This window comes from Polynucleobacter sp. HIN11, assembly GCF_030297675.1.
Lineage (GTDB): Bacteria > Pseudomonadota > Gammaproteobacteria > Burkholderiales > Burkholderiaceae > Polynucleobacter.
This window is the reverse complement of record NZ_AP028142.1, coordinates 650,886-676,402: the sequence shown is the minus strand read 5'-3', so window position 1 is coordinate 676,402 and position 25,517 is coordinate 650,886. Positions and strand designations below refer to the sequence as shown.

Here is a 25,517-nt window from a genome sequence, read left to right as displayed (position 1 = left end):
GTTATCGAACAGATGAACTTGACATCTAGTTTAATCGGATTGCTTTAGCAAGTTGCTCGGCTTGCTTGGCAATTGCGCTTGCCGCAATCACGTCCCCTAAACTGCCCATAGTTGCTGGTCCAATCATCCAAAGGCTTTGATGGGCCTTGCCTTTTGGATCAAGAACGGCGAGTAGTGGATCGATTGCGATCGAACTCCTGAGTGCATCAGGGCATGCAATGTCGTCACGAATGAGTTGATCAAGTAATCGGTCGCGTGCTATTCCAGTGCAATTAATTAAATGGTGGCCGTATACCAATTCGCCATGGTGAAGTGTCACACGAATCACCCCATTGCGAACAGCAATCTCCTTGGCGCGTCCACATCGAAACTCAATTTGTTGCTGATCACGCAATTGTTGGTAAGCTGCAATGGTTTGCGGTGAAGCCCGAAAGCGATAAAGATTCCAGAGCCAACCAAAACGTTTCATCAAGATTCTGCGCTGATGGGCATTGAATTTCTGCCAAATACGATTGAGATCGGGTCGTAATTCTTCCCAAGCACATTGCCATTCCGATTGATCGGTTGGCGTATTGGGAAGATAGTGGCGCATAAAGCGTACTAAGCGGGCCGGAGTCATCGGATTAGGCCATTGCGGTTGCTTGATTCGGGTCCATGGTGCCTGAGATGGGGGAAAAAGTGCTCGAGGAGAAATCACTGAAACTTTTCCTCGATGGCCCTGCTCTACGAGGCCGTTAATTGCATCAAGCGCTGTTAAACCGCCCCCGAGTAAAAGGACATGATCGTTTGCGGGTATATGATGAAGGTAATCACCTGGCCATGGGTTCTCAGTAAGAGTGATCTGACTTGAGCTTTGCTCAATCTGAACTGGACATGGCCAAATCGGCGTGGCATTACCAGTTGCCAGAATAATTGCCTTTGCATCGATATACTCATCAGCCTTGAGCTCCACCCGCCACTGACCATCGGATCCAATAATGCGCTCTGCCTCACCCTCGATATGATTGAGGGCTCTACCGTTAAGTTGGTCATTAACCAATTGATTCATGTAAGTGCCGAAATCACTTCGGCGATAGAAGTAACCTGCGCTTGTTTTGGCTTGGGGGTCCTTGATGTGCTCTTTTGCCCACCTAGCAAAATGTAGCGGGTCTTCGGAAAAAATGATTGGGAGATCTTCTCGGACATTTAACCGAAACGCTGGGCTTGTACAACCATATGCATTACCCCGTCCAGGAAAATGCTTACCAAGAATCTTAATCGATTGCGCATCAAATCCTTGACGCAGTAAATGAATCAAGGCGATGGCTGCAGCGAAACCATCGCCGATGATCAGTAAATCCCTAATTGCCACTTTCTATACTCTATCAATTGTTTTATACAGTATAGAGATTACTTGCTTTCCGGGACCGTAACCATGCATAAAAGACTGGTAAAACAAACAAAGTCAAGATCGTGGCAGTAATCATGCCACCGACAATCACGAGTGCTAATGGTCTTTGAGCTTCTGAACCAATTGCATGCGACAAGGCTGCTGGTAACAAGCCCAATCCAGATAGTAAGGCAGTCATTAGAACCGGGCGTACTCGTAGACTTGCACCCTCCACCATCGCATCCTTCATTTGAGATTCATCCTCGGCGCTAACCTTATTAATAAAGGAGATCAAAATAACGCCATCCAATACAGAAATTCCAAATAATGATAAAAAACCAAATAAGGCCGAAATACTTAAGGTCTCACCCGCTAGATGCAAGGCAATAATGCCGCCGATTGCCGCGAATGGAACATTAATGAGGACGATCCCTGCATCACGAAGATTACCAAAAACACTGAGTAACAGAAAGAAAATTGCGAGTAACGCAAGAGGAACAATAATTAATAAGCGACGTTGCGCTTCCTTCATTTGATTAAATTGCCCATCCCACGCAATCGAATAATTTGGTGGCAAATTTAATGATTTTTCAACTAGAAATTTTGCATCCTCTACCGCACTACCTAAATCCCGATCACGAACACTGAATTTAATTGCGATATAACGTTTGCCGTACTCACGATAGATAAAGAATGGTCCATCGCCTACTTTCACCTTAGCAACCATCGATAAGGGAATTCGACCGCCTCCGGGGACATCAATTAAAAGAGCTGCAATATCAGAAATGTCATTACGATGATCCTCCTGAAGACGAATAGCAATTCCAAAACTTTTCTCATCTTCTAAAAGTTGAGTAATTGGAGTTCCGCCAATTGCGTTGGCCACCAATGTTTGTATCTCATCCATCTCAATGTTGTAGCGTGCTGCTCGCTCACGATCAATTTCGATGTTCAGAGTGGGCTGACCAAGTTCTTTCAAAATGCCTTCATCTGCAATTCCACGAACTTTTTTGAGAAGCTTTAAAACCTCCTGTGCTTTTTCGTCCAAAACTTCAAGATCGGGGCCGTAAATCTTAATCGAATTTTCGCCCTTAACGCCTGAGAGCGCCTCATTAACGTTGTCTTGAATATATTGAGAAAAGCTATAGGTTAATCCTGGAATTCTCTTAAGCTCTTCCTCAAGATTGGCAATTAATAGTTTTTTACTGCTACCACTCGGCATCTTATCGGGCGACTTCAGATACAAGCCATACTCTTGATTGAATACACCGGTTGGGTCCGTTCCGTCATCTGGACGACCAATTTGAACGGCAACTTTCTCAATTTCTGGCTGCTTACGGAAAAGCTCTCTAAGCTCATTACTAATTTTTACCGAATAATCCAAATCGACTGTATTCGGAAGTGTTACCCGTAACCATATATTGTTTTCTTCAAGCGTTGGTAAAAATGCAGTACCCAAGCGCGTCGTACTTAATAATGCAAGTCCAAGAATAAATACCGATACAGCTGCGATGGTTCGAGGCTTATCCATCCAACGTCGTAATAGAGGCCTATACCAGGTTAATAACGATGTAATAAATCGTGGCGGCTGATGATGAAAGTTCTCACCAAAAATGAGCGACATGATCGCAGGCAAGAAGGTTAGGCTCAAAATCATGGCAGCAATTAAGGCAAAGCCCATCGTGAATGCCATCGGCTTAAAAATAATTCCTTCTACGCCGCCCATTAAAAACAATGGTGAGTACGCCACAATAATGATACATACAGAATAAATCATGGCGCGCTGCACTTCACTGATAGCCACAACAATACTTTGATTTAAGCGCTTTTTTCCATCCTCCAGATGCCTCATGACATTTTCAGTAACAATCACTGCCGCATCCACAATTACGCCGAAGTCAATCGCACCAAGGGAAATGAGGTTTGCAGGAACATTAAAGAGATCCATCTGGATGAATGAAAAACATAAAGCGAGTGGGATAACGGCGGCTACAACAGCTGCTGCACGAAAATTACCAAGAAATACATAGAGCACAACCAAAACCAGGGAAATGCCGAAAAATAACGTGTGCTTAACGGTTCCAACCGTAATATCTAGAAGATTTTGCCGATCATAAAATGGTTTGATTTCGATTCCTGGAGGCAGCACGTGACTATTAATATGATGAATTTTCTCGCGCACTCGGGCTAATACTTCAGTCGCATTTTCTCCACGTCGCAAAAAGATGATTCCCTCCACCTCGTCGGGTTTGTCATCAAACTGAAAGACTCCCAGGCGTGGCGCATGGCTGATTTTCACTTCAGCAATATCGCCAATCCGAATTGGAATACCATTATTGGTGGCAACAACAACCTGCTTTATATCCTGGATGTTCTTTAGTAATCCAACACCGCGAACAACAAATTGTTGCTCACCGCTGGGCAAAAGACCCCCACCTGTATTGGCATTAGAGGTTGATAACGCACTAATTAGTTGAGAAAGTGTCACCCCCTTTGCCTGCATTTTTTCTGGAAGGATAACAACTTGATATTGTCTAACCTTGCCGCCAAACGAAGTAACCTCTGCAACACCCGAAGTTTGTTTTAACTCCTTATAAATCTCATAGTTTTGCAGTGTTTTTCGTCGCGTTGAATCAGCATGCTCGGAAACGACTTGATAACGCATAATTTCGCCCGTTGCATCAGAATCAGGACTAATGCTCGATATAACACCCTGGGGGAAATCAACCTTCGATAGATTCGCAATAAATGTTTGTCGAGCCTTAAAAGGATCAGCTTGATTATTGAACTTGAGCGTCACTACGGATAAACCAAAAAGGGATACCGAGCGAAAAGTTTGAACACCAGGGATTCCGGCTAAGGCATTTTCGACCGGAATAGTAATTTGCTGCTCCACTTCGGTAGTGCCACGTCCAGGCCATTGAGAGATGGCCTGAATGGTTAATGGGGCCACTCCAGGATATGGCTGAATTGGTAACGCTCGCAAAGCCAGCACTCCAAGGATTAGCAACAGTCCGCAACACGCTAAAACGATAATGCGCTTGTGAATAACGCCGCGCACAAATGAACTGATCAAACTCACGCGCTACTCCTGCTTCGTAAATCGTTCATTTAGGAGTACTGCGCCCTTTACCAACACCTCTGTGTTCGGCTCAATACCCTCTGTAATTGCAAAACGCTTACCATCAAAATCAAAGCCTTTGACCATAATGCGACGATAGTTCTCAGAGGATGTTCGAACAAATGCGTACAAAGCCTCTTTGTCTCGAACGATGGCAGTTTGGGGTACTACAATCGCTTGCGTTGTGCCAGTCTGTAATTTGCCATTGGCATACATATCAGGACGCAGACTACCGTCCGCATTTTCAATATTAGCTCGAATTAGAATTCCGCGTGACTGAGAGTCTACGGTAGGCGATACGTAATTCACTTTAGCGATAATTTCGCGGTCTGGATAGGATTCCAAGTGAATTCGTATACGCTGGCCACGCTCGATCAAGCGCGCATCCTGTTCAAAAATATTTCCAGTGAACCATAGAGCCTTGGGATCCGCTAGAAACATCAAGGGGTCCCCGCCACTAACAATAGCGCCTGGCTCAACATTGCGTCGCACAACTACCCCTTTGAGCGGGGAGCGCATGAGCAGATTCGGAGTCGATTTACCGAATTTTTCCAAGGACTTAATATCCGCCTCCGCGTACCCTAAATTACGTAATCGATTAGCTGCAGCCTCTTGGGTAATCTTTGCATCAGCGAGTAAATTTGTGAGTGAATTAGATTCACTGAGAATTTTGACGGTTTGATAAGTCAACAAAAACTCTTGCTGAGCAGAATTAAACTCTGGGCTATAAAGTTCAATAATCGGACTTCCAACATCAATTGCAGCGCCCTCAAAAGTAAAAATGCGCTCAACCCTACCAGGTACACGCGCACTTAGCACTTTACCTCTCTCTGCATTAAATACCAGTCGCCCAGGTACTTTAATTTCCTGAGGAACGGTTTGAGAATTTACTTTTTCAAACTGATAAATTTCAGGATTTAGACTCACTCCGGGCATCGACAGGGAAATCATCCCCGATTTATCAATCACAATCTCCTTCTCTTGGCGCTCGGTTTTAATCACTCGATGTACGGTCGTTAATCGACCGGCTATAAAACCGAGCATCAAAATACCAAATGCAAATGCAGTTAATCGAATTCGATAACGCTTTTCTGGAGAAAGTTGCCAATACGCATCGGATAAGACTTTTAGTCGCGACCGGAGATGATGGCTGAACCCCTCGATCAATTGAATCAATTTTGGATTGAAATGATGTTTCATGAGAATTCCTAAAATGGCTCCCGCCCTGCAGCAACCATCAATACGGCATGGGCTTGCAAAAGATCACTTTCAGCAATCGTGAGTTGATTTTGGATCACTCGGAGCTGATTTTGAGCGGTTAGTAAATCATTAAACCCCTGTCCATTATTCGAATACTGAGTCAAGGCTACTTTATAGGCTGCATCCGCTTGGGGTAATTGGCTATCTCGTATAAATTGCACTCGATTCTTGGTTTGGTCAAATACTGTGTAGGCATTTGCAACACCCAAGATAATTTGTTGACGATTGGCAACATTAGTAGCCTCTACTGCAGCCTGTTTGCGGACAGCTTGCTCTACCCCATACTTCTCTTTCATAAAAAAGTACAGGGGGATGACGATATCGAATTCAAATTGATAAAAAAGTGCGCCATTATTGGAAGCAAAGGGTCCTCGTGGGGTATACGAAGAGCCGATTATCTGGAAATCAGGTAAATATGCTTTCTTAGCGAGGCTTACACCCTTGCGGGCCGCATCTACATCGAGTTGTGAACTGCGTAATAGTGGATGGCTTGTTTCTGCATAGTTTTCCAACTCAATTAAGGTTGGTACTGAGCGAATTGCCTGCTGAACATTACCGGATAGAGCAATTTTTTCTCTGGGGTCACGGCCAATTAGCTGATTGATACTTCGATAGGACAGTTGCAACTGTTTCTCTAAATTAAATTGCTCCACTAATGCAGCGCTCTGAGCAACTTGAGCATTTAGAAATTCAACATAAGCCGCAGAATTATTTGCATATCGAGAACGTGACACATTTTTGATTAACTCAAAGCGCGTCACTGTTTCTCTGGATACCTGTAACTGCTTTTGAGCAGATAGGGCGTTGTAATACAAGGTGGAAAGTTGAGCGCCAAGCTGAAGATAGTTCGATTCGCTCTGTGCCAATAGAGACTCTGCTGAGGTATCCGCGATCTCCGATGCAAGGCTTTTCTTGCCAGGAAACTGAAATGGTTGCGCAAAAGATATTGAATTATTACTACTTATTCCATTTGCATTAGCCCCACCAAGTCCAAGGGGCGAGTTTGGTGGCATACCCGACCACACAAGTCCTAATTGTGGATTAGCAGGCGCTGCGATTTGTGGAACAGTTGCCTTCGCTGATAAATAGCTCTCTCGTAGAGCAGTTAACTGTGGGTTATTTAACTTTAACTCCGACCACAACTGCCGCAAATCCATTTCTCTGGGAGGAGTTTGCGCAACAGCCTGCCCAATCGACGAGCATACGATGAGTAAATAAAAAAACGATCTAACAAAAAACAAGTAATGATCCCCGAGCAAGGGTTAAGTTGATGTAGAGATAAGCTCTACCCCTGAAAAACATCATCCAATCAGGGGCGGCGGTGCTCGGGCTTGATGAAATCCTAAAAGGTGTTGCTCAAAAAATTCTGCTTGAACAGCATAGAGTGCATATTTTAAAAAATCGATGCAAGTAACTGCATTTACTTGAACAGTATGTTTTTCAAAATCATCAGTTACCCCATGCGCTGAGGTAACTGTTTGTGCAAGATCTTCGTTTTGCCAAAGTATTACAAGCGGCTCAAAAATGGGTGCTATGGAATTGCCGTCAGCTACATGGTGAATCTCTTCAAAATCATCGAGATCTTCCTGAAAGGAAGGAGTCGCTGCCTGGACGGAGCATCCAAAGACAATGGATGCAATTACAAAGCAGTGAATCAATTTTTTGCTGATGAGCTCAAGCATGGGTGGATTCTAGCTCATTGGGCTTAAATTACAAAAATTTACCGTGGTATTCATGTTGCAGGGCAACAAAAAAGCCGCCTTGTGGGCGGCGTTTTGGCAATACCCGAGTGGGAATTACTTACGCTTGTTGACAGCGTCTTTGAACGCCTTACCAGCAGAGAACTTTGCGGTCTTTGATGCAGCAATCTTAATTGCTTCACCAGTCTTTGGATTGCGGCCAGTGCGTGCTGAGCGCTTACCTTGACTAAAAGTTCCAAAACCAACTAACTGAACGGAGTCACCTTTTGTTACTGCTTTGATAATATTTTCAATCGCAGAGTTCAGAGCACGCTCTGCGCTAGCTTTTGAAAGTTCAGCATCATCAGCAATTTTTTCTACGAGTTCAGCTTTATTCATATTCTTCCTTTAAACAAACAATTAATAAACTTTACAAAAATGGACTGCATCAGCAGCCCAAAATAGAAGTCTCCTAAATATGCATTACCAATTACCGAGTTATTTGCAACTGATAACGATTAGAGTTTGCTACACAGATTCAGTGAACACAAGGGGATTACTCTAGGGATAATCCCGCATTTTTTTGGGATCTTGACCACCATCAGACCCTTTACTGGCTTGATTCTGCGGTTAATTTCACAATCTGAATCCATCTAACCGTCAATTCAATTAGACAGCCGGCCCTCGACGCACCAACATCTTGCGCCCGATAATAACTGTCATAATTACCAGACCGGCGAATATGATGTTGATGAATGTAATGGGCTCGGAGACCAGAATAGCAGACGCCAATAATGTACAAAAAGGTTGCAACAATTGCACCTGGCTCACGCGTGAGATGCCGCCAATCGCCATACCGCCATACCAAAAGAAGAATCCAATAAACATTGAAAAGATCCCTAGGTAAAAAAAACCAATCCAAATACTGGGACTAGCTATCAAGTAAGACTCTTGGAAAGTGAAGATACTTCCAATTAAGTTGATCGGCAATGAGAGAACCAAGGTCCATGAAATCACTTGTTTAGCATTCATCGTGCGCGATAAGTTACCACCAATCGCATAAGCAATCCCATTGGCCGCACAAGCAATGAATAGCAAGAGATCGGTATACCGAAACCCCCCTTCACTATTTAAATATGCGTAGGTGCAGACTAATAAGCAGCCTGTTAAAGCGCTAATCCAAAAGCCCAAGGACGGTCGTTCTTGAAAAAGTAATACTCCCGCAACAACCGTAGCCAGTGGCATGATCCCCAAAATAACCCCGGCATGAGAGGCTTCACCCGCGGTCATCGCGATATTAATAAATAAGGGGAAAATAAAGACTACGCCAAGCGCCACAATCGCGAATTGCCGAATTTGTTTAGCATCTGGGATGGGGGCTTTGGTGTAGACAAGATAGGCTCCCGCCAAAGTTCCAGCCAGTAATGCGCGCGCAAAGCACAAAAAATAGGGATTGAGAACCTCAACGGTTATTTTGGTAACTGGTAGGGTCAGGCTAAATATAAAAATACCAATGAAACCAATCAACATGCCTTTGGTTTCATTTTTCATAGAGCGCTCTTGAAAATAAAATGGCTCCGCAATGGAGCCATGAAGAAATGAATCTATTTAATTAATTTCGGGATTTTTGTTTAATCGCAAATGACAAATAACCAAGGGCAAGACCTGAGCCCAGGGAGAAAATAAAAACAGCGGTTTTAGAGTCTGGCGCGCTAGCGGAGAAAATCAAGTAAAACGCAACGGTAATACTGACCACCATACCAATAAAACCGGCGATTTTCATAATCTTGTCTGTGGTACTCATTGAATCATTAATAAGTATCTGGAGCATGTTTTTTCCTTTCAGCAAAGAGAGTCGGCGCAACTCAAAACGATTGTATAACGATTGCCTAAATTAGCTACTATTTACAAGGGTAGCGTTGTTTAAAAAAGCGGACCAGGGTTTTGGCAGCCTGCTCTTGATTAAATTGAGGATTTTGCTGATTCCATCTCAGAAAATCCTCTAGTACTTGCTCGCGCGTATGCTTGCTAGATGCAAAACAGATATTGGGCTTTGAGCCCGCTGGGCGACTCACTAAATAAGCCTGATAAACCCCCTCACCAAATCCAAAGCAAAAGTTCTCAGCGTCAATATCGTTTCGCGCTTTGCAGAGTTCTACCATGGCAGCAGTCGACGCATCATACGGTTTTGCTTGCCCATAACCGATCGTCGGAATGATTGCCAAATAACTAAATGCCAATCCAAAAAGTATTTTCATTGTTTTCATTGATCGTATTTTGATTGTTAGCATGATTAGCGTCTAAATCCACCCATGCGACCGCCCCCAAAGCCCCCACCACGGAAGCCTCCGAAGCGATCCCGATTTTCATCAAAGCGCGCCTGTTCTCGCATTGCATTTTCTTGGGCGGCTTCCCGAGTTGCATTAGGGTTTGCTCGATCCGCTGCAATCGCAGAGCGCCCTTCTTGATCAAGACGGCTGGCTTGAGCCTTCTCTTGGGCTGTAGCATTTTTCTCAAATGCACTATCGGCGCGCTGCGCGGCATTGCGCACATCTTGTCGCTCTTGTGGAGTGGCGTTATTTTTCCAATCGTTCAAGAGACGTTGCTGATTAGCAATACTGCTTGGGCCAATTAAACCTCGGTTCGGACGCTGCTCATTATTGTTCACATTAATCGTGCCACTTGACCAAGCCGGCGTTGCCCATAAGGCTCCCCCGACCGCTAAACCTACACCAAATGACATTGCACCCCAGGCTGGGTCGTAAGCGGGATATGGCGGGTAGTCGGGATAAGGCCATGGACCATAAACCTGGGTTGGGTTATAGGTCGGCACATACACAATTTGCGTGTTGGGCGGAGCAATAATAATGTTCCCGCTGGCATCAGTGCTCACAGTCATTTGGGCATTACTTTTTAATGTACCGGCGGTTTGTGCTTTCTTACGCAGTGTTTGTACGGCTTTCATCGTATCTGCCGGCTGTAACTTGTATGCATTTCCAAGATTCTGTGTCCACTGCAACTGCTTACCCATCATGGTTAACGCCTGAGGAAATGAAATCAATGATTTGACGCTATCGTTCCACGATTGGGCATTGAGTGCATTCGTAAGCGCACTACCCTGCAAACTCGCATTACTCGAGCGCCAGTTATAGGCTTCAGCAACTTCAAGCGGGTAGGTTGAAGCCAACAACATAATGGATAGCAATGAATCAGGATACAAGGCAATCGGAGAAACTAAAGACTCTAACTGCGCATTCGAAAGCATTTGAGGGCTCGCGCTTACTGTCGCTGAGTTGCCAAAATCGTTACTGGACTGACCTCCAGCACAAGCACCGAGCAATAAAGTCGCCGCAATGCTTACTGCAATGCAAATGGGCTTTTTGGATTTAGCCATCATGGTTTTGTGGTCCATTATTTACAGTACAAAGCAAATAGATTATTTTGCCATCTCCGCGATGACCTCACTGGCTAAGCGGGCTGCTAATTCATCCTCAGGAGTAAAGGATTTGCCCCAGCCCTCTTTCTCATAGAGCTCGATCTCTTCAGAGCTTCGCGCTCGTATAAAGATTCTGACTTCGGGATTAAGGGTTCGGGCAGTCTCCACCATCTTGCTAATATCAATCGAATCTTTCGTTGCAATGACCAAGATTGCCGCACGAGCAATATGTGCCTGGATCAAAACAAAGGGATCGGACGCATCACCAGTCACCGCCGGAATATTTTGCTTACGTAACTCCTCAACGGTGCCACGCTCCTTCTCAGCAATCACACAATTAATGTTTTGCGCTTTGAGGTTCTCAAAGACTTTCTTGCCAACGCGACCGTAACCAACAATTACCACTTGCTTATGCAAGAGCGATTCATTAACGGTGGTTGGCAATAACGACAGTGGATCTAATCGCTCATCCAGCTTACGCGCCAGGTGTGAGCGCTTTCGAGCCCATACCAAGGCTGGTTCGATCCCATTAAATAAGAAGGAGTTAAAGGCAATCGACAAAATTGCCCCTGCCAAGATCAAGCTGTATGCCTCATTCGGAATTAGATTCATGGCAAGGCCCATGCCAGCGAGAATGAATGAGAACTCCCCAATCTGCGCCAAACTTACGCCAACCGTCAAGGCGGTACCCAAGGGGTACTTGAATAGCAATACCAACAAAATTGCGGCTAATGTTTTACCAACCATGATGATGGCAATCACAATCAGTAATTTGATGGGCTCTTGCCAGATGATCTCGGGGTTAAAAAGCATGCCGACGGATACAAAGAACAAGACTGCAAAAGCATCGCGAAGTGGCAATGACTCATCGGCTGCTCGCTTACTGAGCTCAGACTCACCGAGCATCATGCCGGCAAAGAAGGCGCCCAGAGCAAATGAGACATCAAATAGTTCTGCTGCTAGGAAAGCAATCCCGATTGCTGCAGCAATCACCGCTAGCGTGAAGAGTTCACGTGAACCACTCTTGGCTACGATCCACAACATTCTAGGAAGCAAGCGTTTACCCACGACCAACATCAAAACAATAAATGCAGTGACCTTCGCCAAAGTTATTCCGACTAAGCTTAGCAATTCACTGGGGCTAGTCGAGTGTGCAGCCGATCCATCATTGCCATAAATCTCAGCCATCACTGGCACTAACACCAGGGCTAGAACCATCATCAAGTCCTCAACCACCAACCACCCAACTGCAATCTGCCCATTGACGGTTTCTAAAAGACCTTTTGACTCGAGGGCTCGTAGCAAAACAACGGTACTAGCAACCGATAGACTTAAGCCAAAAATGATGGAACCAATGAATGACCAGCCCCAGTAATGCGCTACTAAGTAGCCAAGCGCAGTGGCGACTGCCATTTGGAATAGCGCACCAGGAACCGCAATTTTTTTGACAGCCAGCAGATCATTAATTGAGAAGTGAAGTCCGACCCCAAACATCAGCAACATCACACCAATTTCTGCAAGCTGAGTCGACAAGCCAATGTCCGCAACAAAGCCTGGTGTTGCCGGACCAATGACCACGCCTGCAATTAGATAGCCTAATAACGGTGGCATCTTCAGATAAGAAACCGCAAGCCCAAAAATAAGAGCGAGTCCGAATCCTCCAGCCAGGATAGCAATTAGGGTAACGTCATGCGGCATAGATCGGTCTTGTTATTTGCAATGAATTGAACCATTCGATGGTATCAGTTTTGATTTTGCGCTGCCCCGCACTAAAAAACCCAAATTGTGATTTGTTCTGCATTTACAGACCAAGTGATGAACTTATCTAATGAACCATGGCCAAACCTTTGGCTTCTTAGGAAATGGGCTTGGATTCCTCTTTTTTGCTGTCATGCAGCAATCTTAAAAAGAGCGTATAGTTTACTAAGGGTTAACCCTTAAAAAGAGTTAATTCCCATTTAAATCAAACCTTTACAAGAGGATAGAGTATGAAAAACCTAATGAAATACCTGAAAAGTATCGTTGAAGCTTGGTCTGAGGCTCGCTTAGCTTACATCGCAAGAAACCGAAAAAGTTACCCCATGGGGTCCTAACATGACGATCTTTACCCACTTTCTGCCGGATACCCAAATCAGTCGGTATGGATCGTGGCTGAAAACTTTAGATCCACAGACACTGAGAAGTTACTTTGGGATTAGCTTAAGCGCTGAGGGCATCAATCGCCTCATCCGTAAATTTAAACAAGACAAAGCGAATCATCATTTTCTGGTTGCTCATCATGATGGTCATTGGGCAGGCGTGATTCATATTGCCTGTCTCAATGAGGCAGTTGAATTTGGGGTGATTGTGAAAAAAGAGTTTCGTCGACAAGGAATTGCCGATCAGCTACTTAGTGAAGCAATCACTTGGGCCCAAAACCGTGGATATCGCACTCTCTACATGCATTGCGTGATGGAAAATCAAGCGATCCGACATTTATGCGACAAGCATGGCTTGCAATCGAGGAATATCTATGGCGATGTCGAGGGACAAATGCGTCTACCCAAAGCAAACTGGCGTTCATTATTAAAAGAGTATTGGCAGCGTCAAGCCAATTGGTATTACTTTGTTCAAGATCGACTTAAGAACCCAAAAGCGATCTGAAAGCAGGCCCCTAAAGTAGCTCGCTAATCTCGATTAGATTTTGGTCAGGATCGCGCACATAGACTGAATTGATTTTTTTCGTTGCGCCAGTGCGAACCACAGGTCCCTCGATAATGGGCCAATTTTTAGCATCCAATTGCTCAATCACCTCTTTCAAGGGACGGTCGGCAATAAAACATAAATCTAACGAGCCGGGTGTTGGAAGATCCGCCTTAGGCTCAAATTCTTTACCCTTGATGTGAAGATTGATCTTTTGTTGGCCGAACTTGAATGCTTTGCGCTCAACCGGTGGCGTTCCCCCAATAAATGACTCGAGTGTCATACCAAGAACACGGGTATAGAAATCAATGCACTGTTTCTCGTGTGCTGTAGTCAAAACCAAATGATCCAGATGATCAATCATGTCCCCTCCATGACAGTTGCTAATGAATGGATCATATGACATTCAACAAATAAATTAAAGTGTTTGATTATGAGTAAATACCGGATGTGCGAACCTGAATCAGCACACTCCTACTCTGACTATCGCGTAGGTGCTCTAACTGAATTTCATATAAACGCTCTAGATCACCTAGAGCATGATGATCAGCTAGATAATCCAAAATAATGCACCCCTGCTCTACTAGAAGCAATCGATCAAAATCAAGGGCATGATTAATATCATGCAAAACTGCTAGCACCGCGTGGTTTCTTTCTCTCGCAAAACGGTCAATCGTATCCAGCAATTGATACTGCAGCCCCGGGTCTAGTGCTGCCACTGGCTCATCGACCAAAATCAGACCATCGCGTACATCCCATAGCTGAGCAAAAACGCGTGCCAGATGAATTCGTGCTTGCTCACCGCCAGACAGAGTATTAAATGCACGCCCCAAAAGATGCTCTGCGCAGGCCATCTTGGCTGCATGCATAACGATCGTTTCTTGGTTGATCTTATTAATGGCGCTCACTCGCCCTAGCTCAATCACAAGATCAGTCATCAGCCCAAAGGCAATCTGAGTGTTCTGAGGCAAGACCCCTCGTATCCGACTTAGTTGCGCCGATGAATACTGATCAATCGAAGTGCCATTCAACAAAATTGAGCCGCTTTTGATTTGATACTCTCGCGCAATCAGTCGAATAATCGTTGACTTACCGGCACCGCTTTTACCCAGGATCGCAATCCGCTCACCTGGCTTGATTGTGAAATCAAATGGCCCAAAGAGTTTTTTTCCAAGCTGTAGGCAAGCGTGCTGTAATTGCAATTCCATGTTAATCAAGCCTTGATCGGTATTGCCGCAATAAGAGCAAAAATAATGGGCCGCCTAACAGGGCAGTAAAAATACCGACAGGCACCTCTACGGGGATTGCAACGGTTCTGGCAATCGTGTCGGCAATCAAGAGAAGAATGGCACCCACTCCTGCAGAATAGGGAACTACCCTCTTTTGATCAGACCCCAAGCAAATACGCACAAGGTTGGGTGCCATTAAACCAATAAAGCCAATCATTCCGCACCATGCAACAGCTAATCCAGAAAGAGTAGCAACCAAAACGATGACCTTGGTTCGTAGGAGTGAAACGTTTATGCCGAGATGATTGGCAATGTTCTCACCTAATGTCAAGCCATTGAGATCTTGTAAAAGTGTTCGAATCCAGATCCATCCAATAAATAGCGCTCCAACCAGCACCCCTATCATCATCCAGCGTGCGCTTGCAAGAGACCCAAGGGTCCAAAAGGTAAAGCTACGTAATTGCTCATCGTTGGCTAAATAGGTACACAAACCAATCACTGCGCCTGCTAAGGCATTCAATGCAATGCCGGTTAATAGGAGACCAGCAATCGATCCCGGAGATACAACACGGGCGACGTAATCAAGGCAGAAACAAACCGCTATAGCACCCAAGAATGCAAAAAACGGGATGACCCAGATCCGTAACTCTTCTGTGGGGATAAAGCGATAGCCATCCAACATCACAATCCCAATTGCCACACTGCAACTGGCACCCGCAGAAACTCCCAATAAACCAGGTTCAGCTAAGGGATTACGAAATAAGCTTTGTGCGAGAGCGCCTGCAATGCCTAGAGCAGCACCAACCGTAATGGCTAATAAGACACGTGGGATCCGAATGGTCCAAAGTACATAACTGGGACCCTCATAACCATTCTGCTGACTAAATAGGTGTAACCAATCAGCGCTTTGAATATCCACGGCACCGAAGTTCACTGCGATAAGAAAAGCAATTAACCCAACAAGAATTAACCCAAGCCTTACGCCCCAGGCTGAGAACTCAAGAGGACTGACGACCTGTCTCATCCTAATAAGGTGCGTGCATGACGATGCAGCGCTAAGACTGCCTCAGGCATTCGTGGACCAAACCCTAGTAAATAAACAGCATCCATTGAAATAATCTTCTGACTAAGAATCGCTTTCGTTCTTTCCATACCGGGTAGGCGCGCAAGCTGAGCTCGCCCGCCAATCGCTTGCAGTCCTTGATCTGTGACCAGGATCAAATCAGGATTAGCCACAATCACGGCTTCTGGAGTTAGCGGTTTGTACCCTTTAAAACCATCGAGCGCATTTCGTAGACCAGCGTAACGAATCATGGCATTGGCATTGGTTTCTTGGCCAGAGACCATTACTTGGGATGGGTTCATTGAATGAATGTAGAGCACACGAGGGGCTGCGCTTGGAAAGGGTTGAGATTTCATCTCATCTTCGATACGAGCCCACCCCTGCTGCAACTGTAGCTTCAATTGATCGGCTCGAGTTTGTTGATGAATCACTTGACCAATCGCAATCACCCGATCGCAGATTCCGGTAAATGTGTGATGGGCAGGCAAGCGCCGTATCTGAATCCCGGCATCTTGAATCTGTCGGAGTACCACTGCAGGTCCAGCATCCTCGGTGCATAAGATTTGGGTTGGGGATAACGATAAAACACCCTCTGCCGATAAGGTTCTTGAATAGCCAACACTAGGTAACGTGCGTGCGGCATCCGGATAAATCGAGGTCGTATCAACTCCCACAATCAAATTACTAGCATTTAATGCATACACAATTTCTGTAACTGCTGATCCAATACAAATCAGACGTTGACGACTTGGGGTTGCTTGAGCTCGCTCTGCCAAAGCTCGCTTCCCAAGCCATACCATGGGGATGGCTGCCATTGCGCACAGTACACGACGACGTCCAGTATGACTAAGATCACTCATTGACAAACCTCCACCAATCTATATTCACCCTCAATCTCGGTTACCAGATCTCGCCAGGATGTAAGTTCAGCTTTACCAGGCTTACGCTCTCCGAAAAACATTGCAATGGCCTCGCCGCTCTGATCAAAAAACTCAATAGAAGTAACAGTGCCGTCAACAGTTGGTTTTCGAACAATCCAGGCATGCTCAATCAGATCCTGACGAACATGCAAGTTAAAACGGGGATCCATCACATTGATCCAAGACCCTTGTTCAATAATCTGATCAATGGGTCCCGAATGTATCTGAATCATTCCGGGATTGCCGACAAAAACCATGATGGGGGTTTGGGTCTGAGCTGCGAGCTGTAACATCGATCGCAGGCAGTCCTTAGAAAGCTCCCGAACAAACTCAGGCTCTGCTAAACGAAGTGCCTGAGTACGTGTGAGTGTGTATTTTCTTAAGAGCGGATAAAAATCATGGGTATCCTTAAGATCTCTCCATGCCTGCCAAAATCCGGGACGATCGATCTCTGCATCGGGGATGGGGGTTGGCTTTACCTTGAGCTTTGATACCTCAAGACCAGGCTCTTGTTGGGCGACTGCAAATAATGAAACGATTCCATCAAAAGCCGATACATCGCTCTGTGGCTTCAGATGCACCTTATGAATCGCCTGTCCCTGGGCATCAAAGAATTGCAAGCTACGCTGCTCTCCATGAGAACTACTTTCAGTAACTGCAAATCCAGCAAACCAATGTTGATAAAAGATCCGCAAGTCAATCTCACCCACGACCAGACCTACCGACCCCTCTTGACTCACCTGATGGTATTTACCAGTTTTTTCATGGACGCAGGCTTCGTTACGGGTGAGAGCCATGATCTCCCCAATCGACTCAATCGAGGCTATCAGCGCAGGCCAATTGGCATCCAGACGAATTGCTCTTAAGCCTTTAGCTACCGTAGCACCAAGTCCAACGTGAGCGGCAATCAACTCTCCCTCAGAAATAGTAAGCATCGCAGCAATTTCTCGATGCCGTAAGCGCCTCTCTTTACGCAAGGTGATAAACGATTGACGAATACGATGAATTGTCGGTTTCATAAGGCCTCCTTAAAAGTCATAACGAGCTGAGATTTGCCAGTTCCGCGGCGCTGCTGTGGCTGATTGCTGAGCAGCTTGGGCGTTGTACCCTGAAAATCCGCCAGCCGCCGCTCGGTTTTGAGTTAAAACAGAACCCTGGACATCCGACCAGTTCCAATAGGTGGTGTTAAACACATTATTGAGATTGGCATTGATCGTGAGTTTTTTAAGGGGCTTCCAGTAGCCCGTCAGATTAAGAACGGTGGATGCGGGCGACAAGAATTGATTTGCCGTACCACCGGTAGCATCATTAAAGTTCACACGATCGGCGGATTTTCCCTGATTCCAAATAACATTGGCAAATGCTCCCCAGCTACTAGCGTCATACCGTAATCCTACAATGGCGCGCAAAGGTTGAATCGTATTTAGCGGTGCTGAAATCCCATTTTGGGTTTGCTCACCATAGCTATAGGCCATTGCTGCATTCGCCTGCCAACCCTCAGCAAGCGCCCAATCCGTTCGAACATCCCATCCCCAAATATTGACGTTAGATAAGTTCTGAAATTGATACAAGGTCTGAGGTGCACTACCGTTATACGAACCTAAGTAATTAACCTGAGAGATAAAGTCTTTGTAATAGTTTGCGTACCCCGATGCCTGATAACGAAACTGATGAAGCTGACCGCGAGCACCGACCTCAAAGCCATTGCCAGTTTGCGGTTTTAGATTGGGATTTGGGATGTTGGTATATCCGCTACCCGCAAAATAAGATAGCGTTTGATCCGGTGTGGGTGCAGTAAATCCAGTTCCCCAGTTTGCAAACGGACGAAACTCGCGAGCTATATTCCAAATTGCTCCGATTCGAGGGGATACTGCTGATCCGGAGTTCGATGGCAATGAACCAGTGACTGGTGTAATCGAGTAACTATCATAGCGAAGTGCTGGAATCACACTCACTTGATTGAACTCCATTTCACTTTGCAAAAACGCGCCGCCTAAGTTGTAAGTTGATTTGGGTGCGGGTGTAATTGAGCTTCCATTACCCGCCGCATTGAGTTGACTCGAGATGCGTGAAGAACTCCAATCAAATCCATAGGTCAGTCGCTGATTGACGATACTGGTAGTATTACTTTCTAGGGTCGTATTGATGCCGTAGGTGTCTTGGCTATAGGTGTTGTTGCGGCTGCGCCATGATGAGAGACGTGAATTGCCAACTTGCTGCTGGTAGGCATTTTGAGTGACATCTGCATCTTGGTAATACACCATGACATTGGCTTTTTGAACATACAGCGCCCCACTGTCCTTAAAGTCGTACTCACCCGAGACACGATTACGAGTTGTTTTATCTTGCGTGGTGGATGTCACGACATTGTTATAGGTAAATCCGCCAGGCCCTCCAAAGGAAATCCAGCCTCCGCCAGTCCCCAAATCCGATAAGTTATTGACGTTTTGCGTGACGTTTTGAGACTCATAGGTAATGCCCAGTTTTTGGTTGCGATCGATTTGGGCAAATCCCTTAGTCAGAACATACCAATTGCTGTAATCTGCTGAATTGGGCGCTGTTCTGGTGATGCCGGTTGAGTCATTGAATCCTTGATTTTGATATTGGCGGCCGGCTTGAAAGTTTCCAAGCACCATCCCTTGCAAATGGTCCTGAATACCAGCATAGCCAAAGGTCGTATTCGAAGATGTATCGATGCTCGAGTAGCCGGTACGAGCCAATCCGCCATGAGTCTCACCCTTTTTAATGAGATCACTTGGATTAAAGGTCTGAAAATTCACGATCCCAGCGAGGCCATCGCTGCCATACTGAGTTGACGATGGGCCGCGCACTACCTCGACTCGACGAAACCCATCAACATCCAGAAAGTTTCCTCGCCCGACCGATAGTGCCCCAAACGAGAACGCATTTGGTACCCGAATACCATCTACAAGTAGTAAAACATTATTGCCCTGCAGACCACGGATATTGATACTTTCATTTCCTGCCCGGCCCTGGGATCCCACAGCCAAACTGAAACGTTGTGTTTGCTGGGGAACCGTGACATCGACCGAGTTATTAAATAGGTCTTTAATATTCCGGTCGCCCTTTTCTTGGATCTCTTCAGACGTTGTTACGGTGACAACATTGGGTACGTTATCCACCTTACGAGGGGATCGAGTCGATGTCACGATAATCTCTTTCAGAATGACATCCACCTCGCCCCGCTCACCACGGGATTGTTCAATAGGTCTTCCATCTTCGGTGGTCACTGTCTGACTATGGGCACTTATGGCAATATTCGCCATGGTGATGGCTGTAATAGCCGCAAATCCGTGTTTTCTTAGATTCATGCTCGCTAGAATTTGGTGACACTAGCTAGCGACGGCGGGCTGTGACGTTTACGTAATCGTTTTTTGGTTTAAACGAATCTCTACTTTAATGAGAATGATTCTCATTGTCAAGTGATATTGACAATATTACCTGCATGGAAATCAAGCCAATACAAAGACGATAGGCAATCGATAGCAGTACGGGATAGCAGAACCATTTTGGCGCGCCGGATGAAATTTCCAGTGCGTCACCGTATTCAAGGCCGAACGATCAAGCGCTGGATGACCAGACGATTGAGCTAATTGCAAGCGGCTAATAGCGCCATGCTCAGATACGCATAATGAAAGCCATACTCTACCCTCCTCCCCGTTTTCTCGACTAGCGATCGGATACGGCGGCTTTGGGTTATTGAACCTAGGGTCAGCAGCGGATGGCAAGGATATGGGTGCAGATGACACATTCGAACTTCTGCTGTCTGGCTGTTGATCGGTTGTGAGCCCCTCGCTACTCTCAATAGTTGGTGTATTCGGTTGATTAATTGGATCTTGCTTTGCATGAATTGGCGAAGTTACTGTTCTTTGAATCGCATTCGACTCGCGCTCAATCAATTGGCCATAGAGGATAGCAGGCGACTCAGGCCGATGATTAGTTATGGCAGTCATCATCCATCCAATTAGCATGGCATGTCCCATGCATACCGATAGAGTAATTTTGAATGAAGGCGAACGCAGCAACTTCCCTGAATTCATATCACTTGGTTAAGATCAATTTACCTAATTGGGTAATTCGTAAGGTATAAATCACACCATGATGGTTAATCTGAATCGCGCTTTTCGAACCAAATAGCTCTTCGCTGCGGTATACCCACATATCATTGCTTGATATCGGTGCCGATGGTTTTAATGTTTCTTCTTTTTGAGTCATATCAAGATCGATTTTGCCTAGATTGCAATCCATAAAAGAATGCTTTCGGCAATCGTCAGCAGGCCCATGGCCAAAATTGTCCGATCTTTTGGCTGAATACTATTTTTTCAATCACTCTTGTACCCCTTTCTGTCTATTCGTATGATACTATAAATGAGAATGATTATCAATAAGGATAAGATGATGAATACCCAGCATACTGTTTTACTCATGGGCGCACTTGCAAAAATCATGGAACTTTCTAGAACACATTGTTCAGTGCTTGCCGAGCAAACCGTTATTTCCTTACGCGCTCTCAATCGATGTCCGGAATTGCCTGAAAGCTTAAAAGTCCAGATTGAGGAAATGCTCGATACCCTAGAGGAGCAGTATCAACTGGATCATGCACAAAAAGATAGTGATTCAGGTTCACAATCGCTTAATTTATTCTGTATTCATACAATGCAAACGCGCAAAGCCCCGCTTTATGCCGATGCTAGTCTAGTGTGATTTGTATGAACTGGATATTTTGTATTAGGATTTTCCAAGTAACATAAGAGGGGTCGCTTTAGCTACCCCTAATTTTTTAACCCAATTGAATATTTCAAAACCTGCTCGATCGATTAACCCCAATTTAGCCTCACTATTAATTGTGATTGCCGAGTTAATGGGGACTTCTTTGTGGTTCTCCATCAATGGAGTGGCTGATAATTTGATTGATTCATGGAATATGAATCTTGCAGGCATCGGCATACTAACCAATGCCGTGCAATTTGGATTTGTAGCTGGCACCCTAGTATTCGCCCTAAGTGGCTTCGCGGATCGGTTTAGGCCGAGTCATCTTTTTGCTGGATGCGCCCTACTTGGGGCACTGTTCAACACCGCATTTGCCGTATGGGCTGATGGTATCTGGATGGGCTCTGTACTGCGTTTCTTGGTTGGAATTTGTCTAGCCGGCATCTATCCCATCGGCATGAAACTGATCATGACCTGGGATCCCCAAAAGGCATCATCGCGCATTGCTCAGCTAGTTGGCATGCTAACACTAGGAACAGCCATCCCGCATGCCACACGGTACTTGGGTGTGGATTGGCCTTGGCAAGAGGTTATTTTATTTTCCTCCTTCCTGGCCGTCATTGCGATGGGAATTATTTTTTGGCTTGGCGACGGCCCACACCTCAAATTAGGCGCCGCTTCACGGGTGAAGCTAAGTGGCTTTCGTCGGCTCTTTGCAATCCCCGAATATCGTCGCTCCGCCTTTGGTTATTTTGGTCATATGTGGGAACTCTATGCGTTCTGGGCACTAGTCCCATTTCTAATTGCTAGTACGTATCCCATTCAAAATTCTTTGGATTTATCCGGGCTGGCATTTTCGGTAATCGGGGTTGGAGCACTTGGCTGCTTTCTTGGAGGGCAACTTAGCAAATCGATGGGCGGCATAAAGGTTGCCTCAACCGCACTAGCGCTGTCCGGTCTTTGCTGTCTACTGTATCCATGGGTTACTGGATTACCGCTATGGGCACAAATTCTGTTTTGGCTTATTTGGGGCATGAGTGTCGTAGCTGACTCACCACAGTTCTCGGCCCTATCGGCCCAAGCTTGCCCACCCGAAATTGTCGGTACAGCACTGACAATTCAAAATGCAATTGGCTTCACCATTACGATGATCTCCATTCAAATCAGCACTCTTGCTTTACCCATCATCGATCACTATATTACGTGGCTATTGCTACCGGGCCCTGTATTGGGGCTTATTTTTCTGAATCGCATTTCAAAGAATAGCTCTTGAATATGCGCCGCATCGAAATTGTTACCCCGGCTCCCCCTGGGAGCCTTCATGGAAATCGTCTAACCGCCAAACGATGGCAAGGGTTTTTAAGACAACTTGGCTATCGAGCACCCATCACTGAATCCTGGTCCGGTAAAGATGCCGACCTCTTGATTGCCCTTCACGCTTACCGAAGTTATGCGTCAATTGATGCATTTAAGATAGCTCACCCAAATCGTCCTTTAATTATCATTCTTACCGGTACAGACCTGTACCGAGATATGGCCAACCACCCTGAAGTTCATGAATCGATGGCATTGGCTGATGTATTGGTGGTTTTACAAACAGAGGCGTTGCGAATCGTTCCCGCAAAATGGCGTCATAAGGCTACGGTTATTCATCAGTCGGTACCTCAGGTACCTAAACAGCAGAAACCCACAGGTCAATTCAGCGTGAGTGTGATTGGGCATCTTCGCCCCGAGAAAGATCCCTTTTGTATCGTGCGCGCACTGCCCCACTTACATAGCAATAGTCAAATCACCATTCAACACTTGGGGATGGCCATGAGTAGGGAAATGGAAAAAACCGCACTGCAAGCCACCAAACAATATGGTCGCTATATCTGGCATAGTATGGTAAGCCATCGGATAACACTAAGGACTCTGGCGCAGAGTCATATCATGGTTATCTCCAGTCGCATGGAGGGTGGTGCTCATGTGGTTTCCGAGGCGATTGCGGCAGGTGTTCCGATGCTTGCCTCAAAAATACCAGGCAATTGTGGTCTGCTAGGAAAAGATTATTTGGGATTTTTTCCGGTTGGCGATGAAAAAGCCTTGGCCAGACTTCTGTACCGCGCGGAAACCGATCAATTGTTCTACAAAAAGCTTCAAGATCAAGTTAAGAAATTACAAAAGCTTATCCAACCCAAACATGAACGATCTTCTATAGGAAAACTAGTAACCCGCTTACTCTAATCTTGTGAAATAAGTCAAATGGGTGTCAGTTCACTTTATATCGAATCGATGACAAAGGTTGGTCAATCCTACTCTGCGGTATCTGGGTCATCTATCTTTGGAAGCGCATACCACCGATACAACGCGCCCAATCTACAAAACTGGCTGAATGAATGCAAACCAAGCCCCGACTAACAACAAAACTAGGCTGAACCAATAAATCCGTAAGGAATTTTTTCGGGTTTTCAGGCAAGTATCACGGAGTGCCGGGTCAATGGGACAGGGTGCATTGCGATTACGCCATTGCAAAATGCCGCCAAGGACCATTAAGAAGGTGCTGATCGCAAAGATGACTTCTTTATGCTCACTAATCCATACGATTTGAGGAAAAACGGCAACCAATGAAGCGAGCGCGGCCCCAGCACCTAAACTAACCAGTAGCGCAGGAATCGCGCAGCAGATTAGTGTACTGGAGCTTGCCAGTAAGGTTATCACCGAGCTGATAAATCCGGATTTTGACTCCTGTAAGCCATCGGTGGTCATTTCTTCTCTTTCTGCTGGGCTCTAAATTGGGCAACGGTCTGTGGAATCGTCTCAATCTTCACCACATCGTAGCCTGCATCTTTAATCTCGGCAGAGATTTCTTTCTCGTTGAGTGTTTTTCCTTCTTTAGGCTCAATCACGACGACCTTATTCTTTAGGTCTACAAACACTGCTTTAGTTTCACCCATCTTCGAAATACTTTTCTCAATTCCTTGGGCACAAAACGAGCACACCATACCGTTTACCGTTACCTTCATACTGGCATGTGCTGCAGACCCCAAACCCATGAGCGCAATAAATAGAATGGAATAAAGTGATTTCATCATGATTCTCCTAATAGTTGTACATAAAGTTAAAGCGCCACTGTCCAGATAAAGTGGCACCCGCTTCCACGAAATAACGGTTATGAATTACCCGTAACATCGGAGTGAATTCATACTGCTTAGAGACAAAGGTCATTCGCCTCGCCTCAATCACCAACCAGGGCTGTGGCTCGTCATAATCAACTTCATAGAATGACGCGCCCAATCGTGCAGTCGTGATATTGCTGGTTGCCCCCTCTGCGGCATACACTCGGGCCGAGGCCATGGAATAAAACCGAGTGGTTTCATAATCCACCTGAATACCTGGAGAGGCCATAGCCTTAGTTCCCACAAAGGTGTTACCCGTTGTAGCGCCTAACCCACCAATAAACCAGATATTGGCTTGTGCTTCGGGCATATTCCAACGCACGAGCTTGCGTGTATAGACTGCCTCAGCATTTTGCTGTTTAGATACCGAGTTATCTGTCTGCATTGCGCTGGTTGAAAACCCAAATGCATCGTTCGCTGTCGTTGCATAGTTCACAGCAAACTCTTGGTAGGTCTTAGAGAAGTCCCCCATAATCATCCAGCTGTTTTTAAACCCCATGGGGGCAGCATTTACCTGATTAGCCAACATAGACATCCCAAGTAATAGAAATTGGGGGAGTCGATTCATTTCAACTTCTCCAACGCAGTGACATCTAGACTGCCGCCGGCCTCCTTAAACTGAAATTGCACGCGATCTCCTGGCCGATACGAATCCAGTGGAACCTCTTTAGCCACATCAAAGCGCATAGTCATAGCTGGCATTTTGATGCTTGGAATCGGCTCATGCTTAAGAACAATCCGCTGTTTTGCAGTGTCTATACGAACAACTTCTGCCCTCACCCACTCTGAGCCCGCGGAAGCCGATAGGGAAAAAAGGCTAACGATTAGTAATAAAAGGTATTTCATTTAACTCTCCAAAGTAAAAGGAA

Annotated in this window: 27 protein-coding genes; 4 read left to right on the top strand and 23 right to left on the bottom strand. The window is 45.6% G+C overall.

What is annotated here, in order from left to right; all coding sequences use genetic code 11:
- Positions 1-25: 25 nt before the first annotated feature.
- From QUE60_RS03575 to QUE60_RS03525, 11 genes are all read right to left on the bottom strand, one after another.
- Positions 26-1,351: an FAD/NAD(P)-binding protein gene (locus tag QUE60_RS03575; protein WP_286227305.1), complete on the bottom strand. Its 1,326-nt coding sequence runs from the start codon at positions 1,349-1,351 to the stop codon at positions 26-28.
- A 22-nt stretch (positions 1,352-1,373) separates the two neighbouring features.
- Entirely contained in the window at positions 1,374-4,445 is a 3,072-nt protein-coding gene (locus QUE60_RS03570; RefSeq protein WP_286227479.1) for an efflux RND transporter permease subunit, read from the bottom strand.
- A gap of 9 nt (positions 4,446-4,454) precedes the next feature.
- A complete protein-coding gene (locus QUE60_RS03565; RefSeq protein WP_286227304.1) occupies positions 4,455-5,690 on the bottom strand; it encodes an efflux RND transporter periplasmic adaptor subunit in 1,236 nt (411 codons plus the stop codon).
- 8 nt (positions 5,691-5,698) lie between these two features.
- Positions 5,699-6,991: a TolC family protein gene (locus QUE60_RS03560; RefSeq protein ID WP_286227303.1), complete on the bottom strand. Its 1,293-nt coding sequence runs from the start codon at positions 6,989-6,991 to the stop codon at positions 5,699-5,701.
- A 60-nt stretch (positions 6,992-7,051) separates the two neighbouring features.
- Positions 7,052-7,432: a hypothetical protein gene (locus tag QUE60_RS03555; protein ID WP_286227302.1), complete on the bottom strand. Its 381-nt coding sequence runs from the start codon at positions 7,430-7,432 to the stop codon at positions 7,052-7,054.
- Between the two features lie 114 nt (positions 7,433-7,546).
- Positions 7,547-7,828, bottom strand: coding sequence for an HU family DNA-binding protein (locus QUE60_RS03550; RefSeq protein ID WP_108508243.1), 282 nt, complete (start codon positions 7,826-7,828; stop codon positions 7,547-7,549).
- A 270-nt stretch (positions 7,829-8,098) separates the two neighbouring features.
- Entirely contained in the window at positions 8,099-8,980 is an 882-nt protein-coding gene (locus tag QUE60_RS03545) for a DMT family transporter (protein ID WP_286227301.1), read from the bottom strand.
- 61 nt (positions 8,981-9,041) lie between these two features.
- The gene (locus QUE60_RS03540; protein WP_286224502.1) at positions 9,042-9,233 is read right to left on the bottom strand and encodes a hypothetical protein; all 192 of its coding nucleotides are present in this window, start codon (positions 9,231-9,233) and stop codon (positions 9,042-9,044) included.
- Between the two features lie 97 nt (positions 9,234-9,330).
- Positions 9,331-9,687 (bottom strand): Rap1a/Tai family immunity protein, encoded by a 357-nt coding sequence (locus QUE60_RS03535; RefSeq protein ID WP_286227300.1) that lies wholly within the window; start codon positions 9,685-9,687, stop codon positions 9,331-9,333.
- A 35-nt stretch (positions 9,688-9,722) separates the two neighbouring features.
- Positions 9,723-10,823, bottom strand: a complete 1,101-nt coding sequence (locus tag QUE60_RS03530; RefSeq protein ID WP_286227299.1) for a DUF3300 domain-containing protein — start codon at positions 10,821-10,823, stop codon at positions 9,723-9,725.
- Positions 10,824-10,865: 42 nt separating this feature from the next.
- Positions 10,866-12,563 (bottom strand): cation:proton antiporter domain-containing protein, encoded by a 1,698-nt coding sequence (locus QUE60_RS03525; protein WP_286227298.1) that lies wholly within the window; start codon positions 12,561-12,563, stop codon positions 10,866-10,868.
- Positions 12,564-12,959: 396 nt separating this feature from the next.
- On the opposite strand from QUE60_RS03525, the gene QUE60_RS03520 reads away from it, so the two are divergent.
- Complete coding sequence (locus QUE60_RS03520; protein WP_286227297.1) at positions 12,960-13,508, top strand: GNAT family N-acetyltransferase; 549 nt, start codon at positions 12,960-12,962, stop codon at positions 13,506-13,508.
- A gap of 10 nt (positions 13,509-13,518) precedes the next feature.
- Here QUE60_RS03520 and QUE60_RS03515 read toward each other — a convergent pair whose 3' ends face one another.
- From QUE60_RS03515 to hemP, 8 genes are all read right to left on the bottom strand, one after another.
- Positions 13,519-13,911 carry a VOC family protein gene (locus tag QUE60_RS03515; protein ID WP_286227296.1) on the bottom strand — a complete coding sequence of 131 codons (393 nt, stop codon included), beginning with the start codon at positions 13,909-13,911 and terminating at the stop codon, positions 13,519-13,521.
- 67 nt (positions 13,912-13,978) lie between these two features.
- Positions 13,979-14,755, bottom strand: coding sequence for an ATP-binding cassette domain-containing protein (locus QUE60_RS03510; RefSeq protein ID WP_286227295.1), 777 nt, complete (start codon positions 14,753-14,755; stop codon positions 13,979-13,981).
- A gap of 1 nt (position 14,756) precedes the next feature.
- The gene (locus QUE60_RS03505; protein ID WP_286227294.1) at positions 14,757-15,800 is read right to left on the bottom strand and encodes a FecCD family ABC transporter permease; all 1,044 of its coding nucleotides are present in this window, start codon (positions 15,798-15,800) and stop codon (positions 14,757-14,759) included.
- On the bottom strand, positions 15,797-16,699 hold the full coding sequence (locus QUE60_RS03500) for a heme/hemin ABC transporter substrate-binding protein (protein ID WP_286227293.1): 903 nt from the start codon (positions 16,697-16,699) through the stop codon (positions 15,797-15,799). The genes QUE60_RS03505 and QUE60_RS03500 overlap by 4 nt, the downstream gene beginning before the upstream one ends.
- A complete protein-coding gene (locus QUE60_RS03495) occupies positions 16,696-17,778 on the bottom strand; it encodes a hemin-degrading factor (RefSeq protein WP_286227292.1) in 1,083 nt (360 codons plus the stop codon). Before QUE60_RS03495 ends, QUE60_RS03500 begins: the two co-directional genes overlap by 4 nt.
- Before the next feature lie 9 nt (positions 17,779-17,787).
- Positions 17,788-20,091: a TonB-dependent hemoglobin/transferrin/lactoferrin family receptor gene (locus tag QUE60_RS03490; RefSeq protein ID WP_286227291.1), complete on the bottom strand. Its 2,304-nt coding sequence runs from the start codon at positions 20,089-20,091 to the stop codon at positions 17,788-17,790.
- Between the two features lie 141 nt (positions 20,092-20,232).
- Positions 20,233-20,820: an energy transducer TonB gene (locus QUE60_RS03485; protein ID WP_286227290.1), complete on the bottom strand. Its 588-nt coding sequence runs from the start codon at positions 20,818-20,820 to the stop codon at positions 20,233-20,235.
- A 1-nt stretch (position 20,821) separates the two neighbouring features.
- Entirely contained in the window at positions 20,822-21,028 is a 207-nt protein-coding gene (gene hemP / locus QUE60_RS03480) for a hemin uptake protein HemP (protein WP_286227289.1), read from the bottom strand.
- Between the two features lie 120 nt (positions 21,029-21,148).
- On the opposite strand from hemP, the gene QUE60_RS03475 reads away from it, so the two are divergent.
- The 3 genes from QUE60_RS03475 (at position 21,149) to senB (ending at position 23,716) form a co-directional block, all read left to right on the top strand.
- Positions 21,149-21,484 (top strand): hypothetical protein, encoded by a 336-nt coding sequence (locus QUE60_RS03475; protein WP_286227288.1) that lies wholly within the window; start codon positions 21,149-21,151, stop codon positions 21,482-21,484.
- Positions 21,485-21,569: 85 nt separating this feature from the next.
- Positions 21,570-22,763: an MFS transporter gene (locus tag QUE60_RS03470; protein ID WP_286227287.1), complete on the top strand. Its 1,194-nt coding sequence runs from the start codon at positions 21,570-21,572 to the stop codon at positions 22,761-22,763.
- 2 nt (positions 22,764-22,765) lie between these two features.
- Entirely contained in the window at positions 22,766-23,716 is a 951-nt protein-coding gene (gene senB, locus QUE60_RS03465; protein ID WP_286227286.1) for a selenoneine biosynthesis selenosugar synthase SenB, read from the top strand.
- Between the two features lie 132 nt (positions 23,717-23,848).
- On the opposite strand, the gene QUE60_RS03460 is transcribed toward senB, so the two are convergent.
- From QUE60_RS03460 to QUE60_RS03445, 4 genes are read right to left on the bottom strand one after another with little or no spacing between them, the layout of a single operon-like run.
- Positions 23,849-24,238 (bottom strand): hypothetical protein, encoded by a 390-nt coding sequence (locus QUE60_RS03460; protein WP_286227285.1) that lies wholly within the window; start codon positions 24,236-24,238, stop codon positions 23,849-23,851.
- Positions 24,235-24,564: a heavy-metal-associated domain-containing protein gene (locus tag QUE60_RS03455; RefSeq protein WP_286227284.1), complete on the bottom strand. Its 330-nt coding sequence runs from the start codon at positions 24,562-24,564 to the stop codon at positions 24,235-24,237. Before QUE60_RS03455 ends, QUE60_RS03460 begins: the two co-directional genes overlap by 4 nt.
- Before the next feature lie 7 nt (positions 24,565-24,571).
- Positions 24,572-25,216, bottom strand: coding sequence for a hypothetical protein (locus tag QUE60_RS03450; protein ID WP_286227283.1), 645 nt, complete (start codon positions 25,214-25,216; stop codon positions 24,572-24,574).
- Positions 25,213-25,494, bottom strand: coding sequence for a copper-binding protein (locus tag QUE60_RS03445; protein ID WP_286227282.1), 282 nt, complete (start codon positions 25,492-25,494; stop codon positions 25,213-25,215). Before QUE60_RS03445 ends, QUE60_RS03450 begins: the two co-directional genes overlap by 4 nt.
- Positions 25,495-25,517 lie beyond the last annotated feature (23 nt).

Bases quoted from the DNA above. Each gene is read 5' to 3' on its own strand.
- QUE60_RS03545 (WP_286227301.1), bottom strand. From the start codon at position 8,980: ATGAAAAATGAAACCAAAGGCATGTTGATTGGTTTCATTGGTATTTTT.
- QUE60_RS03455 (WP_286227284.1), bottom strand. From the start codon at position 24,564: ATGATGAAATCACTTTATTCCATTCTATTTATTGCGCTCATGGGTTTG.
- QUE60_RS03555 (WP_286227302.1), bottom strand. From the start codon at position 7,432: ATGCTTGAGCTCATCAGCAAAAAATTGATTCACTGCTTTGTAATTGCA.
- QUE60_RS03530 (WP_286227299.1), bottom strand. From the start codon at position 10,823: ATGGCTAAATCCAAAAAGCCCATTTGCATTGCAGTAAGCATTGCGGCG.
- QUE60_RS03490 (WP_286227291.1), bottom strand. From the start codon at position 20,091: ATGAATCTAAGAAAACACGGATTTGCGGCTATTACAGCCATCACCATG.
- QUE60_RS03520 (WP_286227297.1), top strand. From the start codon at position 12,960: ATGACGATCTTTACCCACTTTCTGCCGGATACCCAAATCAGTCGGTAT.
- QUE60_RS03475 (WP_286227288.1), top strand. From the start codon at position 21,149: ATGAGAATGATTATCAATAAGGATAAGATGATGAATACCCAGCATACT.
- QUE60_RS03485 (WP_286227290.1), bottom strand. From the start codon at position 20,820: ATGAATTCAGGGAAGTTGCTGCGTTCGCCTTCATTCAAAATTACTCTA.
- QUE60_RS03550 (WP_108508243.1), bottom strand. From the start codon at position 7,828: ATGAATAAAGCTGAACTCGTAGAAAAAATTGCTGATGATGCTGAACTT.
- hemP (WP_286227289.1), bottom strand. From the start codon at position 21,028: ATGGATTGCAATCTAGGCAAAATCGATCTTGATATGACTCAAAAAGAA.
- QUE60_RS03525 (WP_286227298.1), bottom strand. From the start codon at position 12,563: ATGCCGCATGACGTTACCCTAATTGCTATCCTGGCTGGAGGATTCGGA.
- QUE60_RS03450 (WP_286227283.1), bottom strand. From the start codon at position 25,216: ATGAATCGACTCCCCCAATTTCTATTACTTGGGATGTCTATGTTGGCT.
- QUE60_RS03460 (WP_286227285.1), bottom strand. From the start codon at position 24,238: ATGACCACCGATGGCTTACAGGAGTCAAAATCCGGATTTATCAGCTCG.
- QUE60_RS03535 (WP_286227300.1), bottom strand. From the start codon at position 9,687: ATGAAAATACTTTTTGGATTGGCATTTAGTTATTTGGCAATCATTCCG.
- QUE60_RS03565 (WP_286227304.1), bottom strand. From the start codon at position 5,690: ATGAAACATCATTTCAATCCAAAATTGATTCAATTGATCGAGGGGTTC.
- QUE60_RS03510 (WP_286227295.1), bottom strand. From the start codon at position 14,755: ATGGAATTGCAATTACAGCACGCTTGCCTACAGCTTGGAAAAAAACTC.
- QUE60_RS03540 (WP_286224502.1), bottom strand. From the start codon at position 9,233: ATGAGTACCACAGACAAGATTATGAAAATCGCCGGTTTTATTGGTATG.
- QUE60_RS03515 (WP_286227296.1), bottom strand. From the start codon at position 13,911: ATGATTGATCATCTGGATCATTTGGTTTTGACTACAGCACACGAGAAA.
- QUE60_RS03500 (WP_286227293.1), bottom strand. From the start codon at position 16,699: ATGAGTGATCTTAGTCATACTGGACGTCGTCGTGTACTGTGCGCAATG.
- QUE60_RS03505 (WP_286227294.1), bottom strand. From the start codon at position 15,800: ATGAGACAGGTCGTCAGTCCTCTTGAGTTCTCAGCCTGGGGCGTAAGG.
- QUE60_RS03445 (WP_286227282.1), bottom strand. From the start codon at position 25,494: ATGAAATACCTTTTATTACTAATCGTTAGCCTTTTTTCCCTATCGGCT.
- senB (WP_286227286.1), top strand. From the start codon at position 22,766: ATGCGCCGCATCGAAATTGTTACCCCGGCTCCCCCTGGGAGCCTTCAT.
- QUE60_RS03495 (WP_286227292.1), bottom strand. From the start codon at position 17,778: ATGAAACCGACAATTCATCGTATTCGTCAATCGTTTATCACCTTGCGT.